The organism is Deferrisoma sp., assembly GCF_054681715.1.
This window is the reverse complement of sequence record NZ_BAAHFQ010000015.1, coordinates 38345-49079: the sequence shown is the minus strand read 5'-3', so window position 1 is coordinate 49079 and position 10735 is coordinate 38345. Positions and strand designations below refer to the sequence as shown.

Below are 10735 nucleotides of genomic sequence, written 5' to 3'. Positions count from 1 at the left end.
GGGGCCTGGATCACCATGCGGTGCACCGTGGGTGCCAGGGTCTGCTTTTCCACGATGGTAAACAAGCCTCTTCCTCCCGCCGAAAAACACGGCTTCTGCCAGGGTTGCGAAAGTTCCCGCGCGCACATATAGAAGACCGCCCCCTCCGGTGTCAACCCGGGTCGGAAAACGTACCCCAGAAGACAGACTTCAGACCCGGACGGCACCTCGGCCGAACCCTCCCGTGGGCGGAGAACGGCGCCACGCCCCGTCCGGGTGACACCGAAGCCCCGCGGCCGACCGACGCCCGGGGATCGAGGTCGGCGACCGGGCTCAGGGCGACGGCCCGCCCGATGAGATCTGGGGCCTGCCCAGAAGCGCCCGTTCCGGGTCCAACCGGTCGTAGGCGTCCAGGGCCGTGAGAACCTTTTTCACGTAGCGCCGGGTCTCCCGGTACGGGATCGACTCCACGAACACATCCAGGGGCTCCCCGGCCCACCGCTTCCGCCAGCGCTCCACGGCCGCGGCGCCCGCGTTATAGGCGGCCACCGCCGCCACCAGGTCGCCCCCGAACCGGTCCAGGAGGTCCCGGAGATGACGGGCCCCGAACCGGAGCGCCAGGGCCGGGTCGAAGAGGTCTTCGGGCTCGAAGGGGTCCACCCCGAGCCGCCGGGCCACGACCCCGGCGGTGGAGGGGATGAACTGGGTGAGTCCCCGGGCCTCCCAAGGGGAATAGGCCTTGGGGTCGAAATGGCTCTCGGTGTGGGCCAGGGCCAGGAGGAGGTGGGGGTGGATCCCGGCCTCGGCCGCGGCCCCGGCCGCCTCCTCCGGAAACGCCACCGGAAACGCGAGGCCCTCGGCCGACAGGGGGTCCGGCTCCCCCGTGGGGGGCCAGTCGGCCCAACCGCGGGAGGCGGCCCGGACCGCCCCGGCGTAGTCCCCGGCCCAGTAGCGCAGCCGGGCCGCCGCCTCGCCCCGGGCCGGGGCCCTCGCAAGGAGGCGCCGGGCGGCTTCGTCGAGTCCGAGGCGCAGGTACATGCCCGGCCGGCCGGCGGCCTGCAGGTCCTCCAGGGCCGGGGGCCAGTAGGGCAGGGCGCCCGACACCGGGCGTCGGGGATCGGGGAGGGCCCAGCCTTCCGGGCTCCCCGTGTCCTCCCAGTGGGCGGCGAGAAGGGCATAGTACCCCAGGGGGTGCTCGTCGACGAGGATTTTTCGCGCGGCCGCGGCTGCCGGCCCGTCGCCGGCCGCTTCCAGGGCCCGGGCCTGCCAGTACAGGCCCCGGGCCCGCTGCCACCCGGGGGCCGCCCCCCGGGCCGAGGCCGCGAACGCCCGGGCCGCCTCGTCGAACCGGCCCTGGCGGAACGCATCCCAGCCCAGGTTGAACCGGGCGTCCCGGGCCTCGGCGCTCCCGGGGTAGGCCGCGAGCAGCCGGCCCCGGGCCCGGGCGGCCTCGTCCCACAGGCGGCGGCCCTCGAACACCCGGTAGGCCTGATAGAGATAGAGGGGCGCCCGGCGGCTCCGGGGGTACCGCTCGGCGAGCCGCACCAGGTCCGGGGCCCCCTCGTCGCCCCGGTCCAGACCGAACAGACATCGCGCCCGGTAGAACCGGGCCTCCTCCTCGGTCCTGGGATCCCGGGCCGCCCGGCCCAGCGGCTCCAGGGCCTCGTCATACCGCCGCAGGAAGTAGAGCGCCTTCCCCAGGGTCAGGTCCAGCTCGGGCTCGATCCGGCTCCCCGGGATGAGCCGGCGGCGGAGCTCCCTTAGGGTGGCCACGGCCTCGTCCCGCCGGCCCCGATCGAGCAACAGCGTTCCTCGGGCGAAGATCCGCTCCCCGGCCACCGGCTTGAACGGATCGCCCCGGCCGGCCGCGGCAAGGACCGGCTCGGCCTGCCGGCTCTCGGGCCGGTGGGCGAACTCGACCCACAGCCGCTCGGCCACCCGGAGGGCTTCCGCCCGCCGCCCGGCGGAGCCGAGCGCGGCGAGCTGCCCCACGAGGGCCCGTACCTCCCAATCCTCGTCGGGGGCCACCTCCTCTAGGCGCGCGTAGTGCGCTGCCGCCTCCGCGTGGCGGCCCTCCGCCGCGGCCGCCTCGGCGAGGAACGCCAAGGCCTCGGGGAGAAACGGGCTCGGGGGGCTCGCCTCGGCCACCGCCCTCCAGTGGGGCGCCCCCTCGTCCGGCGGGAGGAGTCGTCCGAGGGCCGCGTGGGCGGCGTCGGCCGGCTCGAACCCCGCAGCCAGGAGTTCCCGGTAGATCGCCACGGCCGCCCCGGGATCCCCCGCCTCCAGGCCCCGGGCCTCCCGGAACCGGGCCTCCGCGGCAGAAGCCGTGGGGAACCGCTCCCACACGGCCGCCCGGGCGACAATTGCCGCCGCCCACGTTACAATGGCGACCAGCAGGAAGCGGGCCGCGAGCCGCGCGGGGCCGCTTCGTTGCATCCGACCGTTCACGCTGCCTCCTCGGGCCGGGGACCGGCCCGGTCCGGGGTGGGGAGGGAACCCGCCATGTGCCCGACCTCGCCCGGCCCCATCCGCTGGATCCCGGTTCGACAGGACCTGCCTTCCCCCCGCCTTCCCGACCCCGCGGCGGCGCTCCGGCACGCGCTCGAATGCGCCCCCCGGCCGCCCCGGGGCCGTGTCGCCGTTCCCGTGGGAAGCCGGCACATCCCCGGCCTCCCGGAGCTGGTGCGGGAACTGGTGGGGTGGCTCCGGGCCGAAGGCGCCGACCCGTTTGTGGTGCCCGCCATGGGAACCCACGGGGGCGGCACCCCGGCCGGGCAGAGGGACACCCTTGCACGGCTGGGGATCACCGAGGAGACCGTCGGGGCGCCGGTGGTCTCCGGCGGCGAGGTGGTGCGCCTGGGCGAGGCCGCGCCGGGCCTTCCGGTGTGGTGCGACCGGGCCGCGGCCGAGGCCGCGGCCGTGGTGCCCTTGCACCGGGTCAAGCCCCACACCGCGTTCCGAGGGGTTCTCGAAAGCGGGCCCACGAAGCTTCTGGCCGTGGGGCTCGGGAAGGCCGAGAGCGCCCGGGCGGTGCACCGGTACGGCCCGGCCGACGCCCTGCCCCAGGTCCTTTCGTTCTGGCTCGCCTCGGGGCGGCTCCCCTTCGGGATCGGGCTCGTGCCCAACGGCCGGGGCGAGGTGGCCCACCTGGAGCTCCTGGAGCCCCGGACCTGGCTCGATGCCGAGCACCGGCTCCTGGAGCGGGCCCGGGAGTTCATGCCCCGGCTTCCCTGGGACGACCTCGATCTGCTGGTCGTGGACCGGATCGGCAAGGACGTCTCGGGTACCGGCATGGATCTCCACGTGATCGGGCTCGAGCGGCGGTTTCCCGGATGCGGGGCCACGCCCCGCGTCCGCAGGGTCGTGGCCCTCGAGCTCACGCCGGCCTCCGGCGGGAACGCCAACGGCGTGGGCTACGCCGACGTGGTCACCCGCCGGCTCGCCGACGCGATAGACTGGGGCGCCACCTACGCCAACGCCCGGGCCACCGGGTTTCTCGAGGCCGCCCGGCTGCCCTACGTGGCCGCCGACGCGGACGAGGCCGTCACCGTGGCCCTCGACGCGCTCGGGTCCGATGCCGAAACCGTCCGGGCGGTGCGGATCCCCGACACCGGCCATCTGGAGCGGTTCTGGGTCAGCCCCGTCCTCGCCGGCGAACTTCCCCCGGGTGTCCACAGGGACTGTGGATAACCTGTGGATGGGCCTGTGGACGACCCGCCAGAACCCCGTGGTTTCGGCCCCTCCTCCGGGGTGCACTCTTTTTGTGCGACCCCGAAGAAAATTACAGAAAACAAAATCTTTTCAGAATGTTACAACCAGGACGAGCCCGGGGGGCCGGCACGACCGAACCCCGTCGGCGCCGAACCCGCCGGTCGGCCTGGAAGTTTTCCACATGCCCCCGCCGATGCCTAGCCGTCCGAACCTCCCGGCCGTTTCCGCCGGTCGAGGTAGTCCGCGTAGAACGCCCGCTTGAAGGAAACAAATCGGTCCTCCAGAATCGCCTCCCGGGCCCGGGCCATGAGTTGGGTGTAGAAGAAGATGTTGTGCACCGTGGCCAGGGCCTTCCCCAGGGGCTCGTCCACCGCGAACAGGTGGTGGAGGTACGCCCGGGAGAACCGCTGGCAGGTGGGGCACCCGCAGGAGGTGTCCACCGGGTAGCGGTCCTTGCGGTACTGGGGCCGCTGGATCCGCATCTTCCCGGTCCAGGTGAACAGGGTCCCCCCGCGGGCGAACCGGGCCGGGATGATGCAGTCGAACATGTCCATGCCCCGCTCCACGGCCTCGAGGATGTCCTCGGGCTTTCCCACCCCCATGAGGTACCGGGGCTTGTCCTCCGGCAGGAACGGCTCCGACATCTCCACGGCCCGCTTCATGAGCTCGTGGCCCTCCCCCACGCTCACCCCACCCACCGCGTACCCCGGAAAGTCCATCGCCGCGAGGGCCCGGGCGCACCTCTCCCGCAGGTCGGGATACACGGAGCCCTGGACGATGCCGAAGAGCGCCTGCTCCCCCGGCCGGCGATGGGCCTCGAGGGAGCGCCGGGCCCAGCGCAGGGTCCGCTCCACCGACGCGGCGGCGTAGGCGTGCTCGGCCGGGAAGGGGATGCATTCGTCGAAGGCCATGATGATGTCGGCCCCCAGATCGTTCTGGGTGCGGATCGACTCCTCCGGGGTCAGGAGCAGGGTCTGGCTCCCCTCCTTGTCCAGGGGAAACCGCACCCCCTCCTCCTCGATGACCCTACCGGGCAGGCTGAACACCTGGAACCCCCCGGAGTCGGTGAGGATCGGGCCCGACCACCCCATGAACCCGTGGAGTCCCCCGCACCGGCGCACCACGGCCGGCCCCGGCTGGAGCAGGAGGTGGTAGGTGTTGGCGAGCACGATCCGGCCGCCGGCCCGGGCCACGAACTCCGGGTCCACAATCTTCACCGCCGCCTGCGTGCCCACGGGCATGAACACCGGGGTCTCCACCGCGCCGTGGGGGGTGAGGAGCACCCCCGCCCGGGCCCGGGTCCCGCGGTCCCGGTGCACGAGTTCGTATCGGACGGGTTGGCTCACGTTCGGTTCATCCGGTCGAGTTTGGCGTAGAGGGTGTTCCGGTTGATTCCCAGAAGTTCGGCCGCCCGGATCCGAACCCCCCCGGCCCGGTTCAACGCCCGGGCCACGGCGATCCGGTCGAGGCGGTCCACCAGCGCCCGGTACACCCCCTCCGGGGGCGGCCGGTCCAGGAGCTCCTCCACCCACCGGCCGAGCACCTCCTCGGCGCTTCCCGCCGGCACGGCGTCCCGGCCCGGCCCGTCCACGTGTTCGGCACCGACCTCGCCCCCGCCGGCCCGGGCCGCGGCCTCCCGCACCACCCCCTCGAGCTCTGCCACGTTCCCCGGCCAGGCCCGGCTCCGCAGGGCGGCCTCGGCCTCCTCGGAGAACCGGGCCCCCGGGCCCGCCACCCGCGCCAGAAGGGCCCGGGCCAGGGGCACCACATCGGCCTTGGCCTCGGCGAGCGACGGCAGATGGATCGGCAGGGCGGCCAGCCGGCGATACAGATCGTCGCGAAACGCCCCCCGCCGCACGGCCTCGGCGAGTTCCGGCCCGGCCGAGGCCACGACCCGCGGATTGCCGGCTCGCAGGAGCCGGAGGAGCACGGCCTGGAGGTCGGCCGGCAGGCTCTCCACATCCTTGAGATACAGGGTGCCGCCCGCGGCCTGCTCGGCGGCCCCGCCGGGCCCGAACAGGGCCCGCTCCAGGTCCCCGGGCTCCCTTCTAGCGCAGGGGACCTCCACGAACGGACCCGGAAGGGCGGAGGCGGCATGGATCGCGCGGGCCACGAATCCCCGGCCCGTGCCGGGTGCGCCTGTGATCAAGGCGGGGGAACGGCCCCGGGCCGCGAACCTCACCTGGTCCCACACGGCAGCCCGGGCCGGGCTCTCGCCCACCCAGGCCGGGGGGCCGTAGCGCTCCTGGAACGCCTCCCGGAGCCGCCGGTTCTCCTCCTCCAGGGCCCGCCGGTCGCTCCGCAGCCGCTGCTGGGTTCGCACGGCCTGGGCCACCAACGCCGCCACCACCTGGAGCACCCGCAGATCGTCCTCGAGCTCGTCCCCGACGGCGGGCAGCCGGTCGGCCGAGAGCACCCCCACGGTTTCGCCGGCCACCTTGACCGGCACGCACAAGAACGCCACCCGGGAGCGGTCGAGCCCGGCCCGGGCCCCCGTGCGGTCGAGGAACAACGGTTCCGCCCCGATGCTCGGGATCACCATCGGCTCGCCCCGTTCGAGCACCCGCCCCATGACCCCCTCGCCCACCCGGTATCGGCCCCGCCGGATCTCGGCCGGGGTGAGCCCGTGGGCCACCTCGATCACGAGTTCCCCGGTGCCCGGCTCCACGAGCGCCAGTGTGCCCCGCTGCATGCCGAGCTCCTCGGCCAGGATCCGGAGCACGGGTTCCACGGCCTCGGTGAGTTCCAGCGACGCACCCACGGCCTGGCTGATCCGGTACAGGGCCCGGAGCTCCTTGACGGTGCGGGGCAGGGGGCGGGGTGTCGCGGACTCGGTCATGGGCGGCCTCGGGGCGGTAGGGGAAGGGATCCGAGTATAGGAGGCGCCAGCCGGGGGGTCAAAACCCCGGCCGGTTTGGCCTCCCCAAAACCAAATCCCACGGTTTCACACCCCGTTTTAGGTTCTTGACACCCCTAGGGTCCTTCACTAAGATGCGCGCCACCCCGGATCTGGGCCGGGGGGCGGACCGTTTCGTTTTGCCAAAAAGGAGGTCGACCCATGCGTAAGAAGCTTCTTCTCACCGCGGCGGTGGCGTGCCTGGTCGGATCGGCGGCCTGGGCCGCCGACACCATCAAGATCCCCGTGGCCTCGCCGTTCACCGGGCCCCTGGCCTCCTTCGGCGAGGGGGTAAAGAACGGCGCCCTGCTCAAGGCCGAGGAGATCAACGCCGCCGGCGGCATCAACGGCAAGAAGGTGGAGATCCTCCTGGAAGACGAGCTGTGCGACCCCAAGGAGGCCGCCAACGTGGCCACCAAGCTCGCCGGCGACAAGGAGATCGCGATCGTGGTGGGGCACCTGTGCTCCTCGGCGAGCCTCGCGGCCGCGCCCATCTACAAGGACGCGAAGCTCCCGGCCATCTCGCCGGCCTCCACCAACCCGAACCTGTGTAAGTCGAGCCCCTACTATTTCCGGAATGTGTACAAAGACGACTTCCAGGGCGCGTTCCTGGCCCGGTACGTGGACGAGGCCCTGGGCTGGAAGAAGATCGCCATCTTCTACGAGACCAACGACTACTCGATCGGCTTGAAGGACGCCTTCGTGGCCGAGGCCAAGAAGCGGGGCATCCAGATCGTGGGCACCGAGGCCTACACCTCCGACACCACCGACTTCACGCCCCAGCTCTCCAAGTTCAAGATGATGAAACCCGACGCCATCTTCATCCCCGGCTACGCCCCCCAGGGCACCCTGATCGTGAGCCAGGCCGCCAAGCTCGGCATGAAGGTGGGCTTCTTCGGCGCCGACGGCCTCGATGACGACGTGATGCTCAAGAACCCCGACGCTGAGGGGCTCTTCGTGACCACGCCGTTCCTGCCCGACGCGGCCGGCCCCGAGGCCCAGGGCTTCATCAAGGCGTACAAGGAGAAGTACGGGATCGAGCCCAACTGGTTCGCGGCCAACACCTACGACGCCGTGGGCCTGGCGGCCGAGGCCATCGCCAAGGTGGGCCTCGACCGGGAGAAGATCCGGGACTACCTGGCGAGCCTGAACTCCCCCGAGAAGGCCTATAAGGGCGTGACCGGCGCCACCTATTTCGACGAGAACGGCGACTGCCTCAAGTCGGCTTTCATCAAGGAGATCCGGGGCGGCAAGTGGGTGAGCGCCAAGAAGCAGATCCAGTAAGCCCGATCTGAGTCGGGGCGATCCGGGAACAGGTAGGCGGGGAGCCTACCTGTTCCCGCGTTTGGGCCCCGCGTTTTCGGGCGGGGTGGGTCTTTCAGTCTCCCACCCGCCCCGATCGGAACCACCGGAACCCCCATCGGGGTTCCCCCTGACCCGCTTGGCTGCGAGGCGGCCGAGGAGGACCCGGCGGTGGACTGGCAAAACCTGTTCGACATGTCGTCGCTCTTCCTGCAGCAGCTCGTGAACGGGCTCACGGTGGGCGGGGTGTACGCCCTGATCGCCGTGGGGTACACCATGGTGTACGGGGTGATCGAGCTCATCAACTTCGCCCACGGCGAGATCTACATGTTCGGGGCGTTCATCGCCTACCATCTGGTCACGGTGTACAAGGTGCCGTTCTTCGTCGCGGGCCTCGTGGCCGTGGCCACCTGCGCGGTGATCGGGATCCTCCTGGACATCGTCGCCTACCGCCCCCTGCGCAACGCCCCCCGCCTTGCAGCGCTGATCACGGCCATCGGGATGAGCATCTTTTTCCAGAACGTCGCCCTCATCAAATGGGGCGCCATGATCAAGAGCTACCCGCTCGAGGCGCTGCCCGCGTTCTTCTCGGACGTGGCGGTGCAGATCGGCGACGTGCAGGTCACCTGGCTCCAGGTGTTCATCCTGGCCACGACCCTGGTGCTCATGTATACCCTGCACACCATCATCCACCGCACCAAGGTGGGCACGGCCATGCGGGCCATCGCCCAGGACAAGCGCGCCGCGGCGCTCATGGGCATCAACGTGAACCGGGTGATCTCGTTCACCTTTGCCCTGGGCTCGTCGCTGGGGGCCGTGGCCGGGATCCTGGTGGGGGTGTTCTACAACGCGATCTGGCCCACCATGGGCTACATCGCCGGCATCAAGGCCTTTGCCGCCGCGGTGCTCGGGGGGATCGGGTCGGTTCCGGGGGCGATGCTCGGCGGGGTGGTGCTGGGGGTGGCCGAGGTGTTCGGGGCGGGCTACCTCTCGTCCCAGTACCGCGACGGCATCGCCTACGCCGTGATGATCCTGGTGATCGTGTTCAAACCCTCGGGCCTTCTCGGCAAGGCCATGATCCAGAAGGTGTGAGGAGGGCACCATGGGCAACGGCATGCGCCTTCGGGCCTATCTGGAAGATCATCCCCGGGCCACCGTGGCCGGGATCCTCCTGTTCGCCCTGGTGCTCCCCTGGTTGCCCCTGGGCGAGGCCTCGGGGTACGTGACCCGGGTTGCGACGCTGACCATGGTGTACATGGGCCTCGCGCTGGGGCTCAACATCGTGCCCGGGTTCACGGGGCTCCTGGACCTGGGGTACGTGGGGTTTTACGGCATCGGCGCCTACACGGCCGGGCTCCTCACCATCCACTACGGGCTCTCCTACTGGGTGATTCTTCCCCTCGCAGCATTGAACGGCGCCCTGTGGGGCATCCTGCTGGGGGCCCCGACCCTCAGGCTCACCGGCGACTACTTCGCCATTGTGACCTTCGGGTTTGCCGAACTCGTGGGGCTCGTGATCCGAAACGAGCTGTGGCTCACCCGGGGCCCCATGGGCATCCCCGGCATCGCCGCCCCCTCGATCTTCGGCCACGTCCTGAGCAAGGAGTGGGAGTTCTTCTACCTGATGCTCGTGCTCCTCGCCTTTGTGGTGATCCTGGTCCGGCGGGTCGAGGACTCCCGGCTGGGCCGAGCCTGGTTCGCGATCCGGGAGGACGAGATCGCGGCCGAGGCCTGCGGCGTGAACATCATCCGGTACAAGATCCTCGCCTTCGCGGTGAGCGCGGCCATCGGCGCCCTGGTGGGGTCGTTCTACGCTCGGTGGTTCCGGTTCATCCACCCCGACATGTTCAAGTTTTGGGAGTCGATCCTGGTGCTGTGTCTGGTCGTGCTCGGGGGCATGGGATCGGTCGTGGGGGTGATGCTGGGGGCCCTCGTGATGATCCCCATGACCGAGATCCTCCGGGTGGGCCTGGGCGCCTTCGTGGACTGGGCCGGACGGGCCGAAATCACCTGGATCAGCCCCGATCTCGTGAACGCCCGGTACCTCATCTTCGGCCTCATCCTCGTGCTCATGATGCGGTTCCGGCCCGAGGGACTCTTCCCCGAGGTCCGGGTCCGGGGCGAGATGCACCCCGGCTCCGACAAGGAGCGGGAGGCCGAGGACGAGAGCTTCTACGAGGTCGCCACCGACCACGACAAGAACTCCCTGGGGTAGCCGACGATGATTCTCGAAGCCAAGGGTGTGACCAAGGTGTTCGGGGGCCTGACCGCGGTTTCCGACGTGGACGTCTCGGTGGGCGAGGGGGAGATCGTGGGCCTGATCGGGCCGAACGGCGCCGGAAAGACCACGCTTTTTAACTGCCTGACGGGGGTGACCCGGCCCACCAAGGGGACGATCCTCTTCCGGGGCACCGACATCGTACCGCCGGTGGAGGAGTCGGCCCGGCACACCGTGGAGCGGGCGAGCGCGCTCACCCTTCTGCTTTCGCTTCTCTGGATCCCGGTGTTCGCTTCGGCCGTGCTACCCCACGTGTTCTTCCAGGTGGAGACCTTCCTGGCCGTGTTCGGGCTGGGGGTACTGCGGGCCTACACGGCCCGGCGCATGCGCACCGGTATCGAGTGGACCCGGGGACTCACCTTCCTCTTTGCGGGCATCGACTTCTGCACAGGCCTGTGGTGGCTCACCCGGCTTGGCCACTACGGTGACCTTCGGTTTTTCCCGGTGCCCGAAGCGTTCCAGTTCATGCCCCTCAAGCCCGTGCTCGCGGCGGCCTCGGTGGTGTACCTGGGGTACGCCCCCTGGATCGTCGTGACGCTCCTTCGGCCGAAGGTCCGGGCCGTGTTCGG

General features: G+C 70.9%; 7 protein-coding genes and 1 pseudogene. 5 read left to right on the top strand and 3 right to left on the bottom strand.

The genetic code is table 11. From position 1 onward, the window contains the following. Positions 1 to 312: 312 nt before the first annotated feature. A complete protein-coding gene (locus tag ACY0I8_RS04240) occupies positions 313 to 2427 on the bottom strand; it encodes a lytic transglycosylase domain-containing protein (RefSeq protein WP_461393720.1) in 2115 nt (704 codons plus the stop codon). 54 nt (positions 2428 to 2481) lie between these two features. Here ACY0I8_RS04240 and ACY0I8_RS04235 point away from each other — a divergent pair, with 54 nt between their 5' ends. Then, positions 2482 to 3669 (top strand): nickel pincer cofactor-dependent isomerase, group 22, encoded by a 1188-nt coding sequence (locus ACY0I8_RS04235; protein ID WP_461393719.1) that lies wholly within the window; start codon positions 2482 to 2484, stop codon positions 3667 to 3669. Between the two features lie 218 nt (positions 3670 to 3887). Here ACY0I8_RS04235 and tgt read toward each other — a convergent pair whose 3' ends face one another. Continuing rightward, positions 3888 to 5036: a tRNA guanosine(34) transglycosylase Tgt gene (gene tgt, locus ACY0I8_RS04230; RefSeq protein ID WP_461393718.1), complete on the bottom strand. Its 1149-nt coding sequence runs from the start codon at positions 5034 to 5036 to the stop codon at positions 3888 to 3890. Next, positions 5033 to 6529: a sigma 54-interacting transcriptional regulator gene (locus ACY0I8_RS04225; protein WP_461393717.1), complete on the bottom strand. Its 1497-nt coding sequence runs from the start codon at positions 6527 to 6529 to the stop codon at positions 5033 to 5035. The genes tgt and ACY0I8_RS04225 overlap by 4 nt, the downstream gene beginning before the upstream one ends. Positions 6530 to 6748: 219 nt before the next feature. Between ACY0I8_RS04225 and ACY0I8_RS04220 the strand changes: the two genes are divergently transcribed. From ACY0I8_RS04220 to ACY0I8_RS04205, 4 genes and pseudogenes are all read left to right on the top strand, one after another. Then, positions 6749 to 7870 (top strand): ABC transporter substrate-binding protein, encoded by a 1122-nt coding sequence (locus ACY0I8_RS04220; RefSeq protein ID WP_461393716.1) that lies wholly within the window; start codon positions 6749 to 6751, stop codon positions 7868 to 7870. A gap of 213 nt (positions 7871 to 8083) precedes the next feature. Then, complete coding sequence (locus ACY0I8_RS04215; protein WP_461393723.1) at positions 8084 to 8980, top strand: branched-chain amino acid ABC transporter permease; 897 nt, start codon at positions 8084 to 8086, stop codon at positions 8978 to 8980. 10 nt (positions 8981 to 8990) lie between these two features. Continuing rightward, positions 8991 to 10103, top strand: coding sequence for a branched-chain amino acid ABC transporter permease (locus tag ACY0I8_RS04210; protein WP_461393715.1), 1113 nt, complete (start codon positions 8991 to 8993; stop codon positions 10101 to 10103). Between the two features lie 6 nt (positions 10104 to 10109). After that, positions 10110 to 10334, top strand: a pseudogene (locus ACY0I8_RS04205) (ATP-binding cassette domain-containing protein); the annotation flags it as partial. Positions 10335 to 10735: the final 401 nt, after the last annotated feature.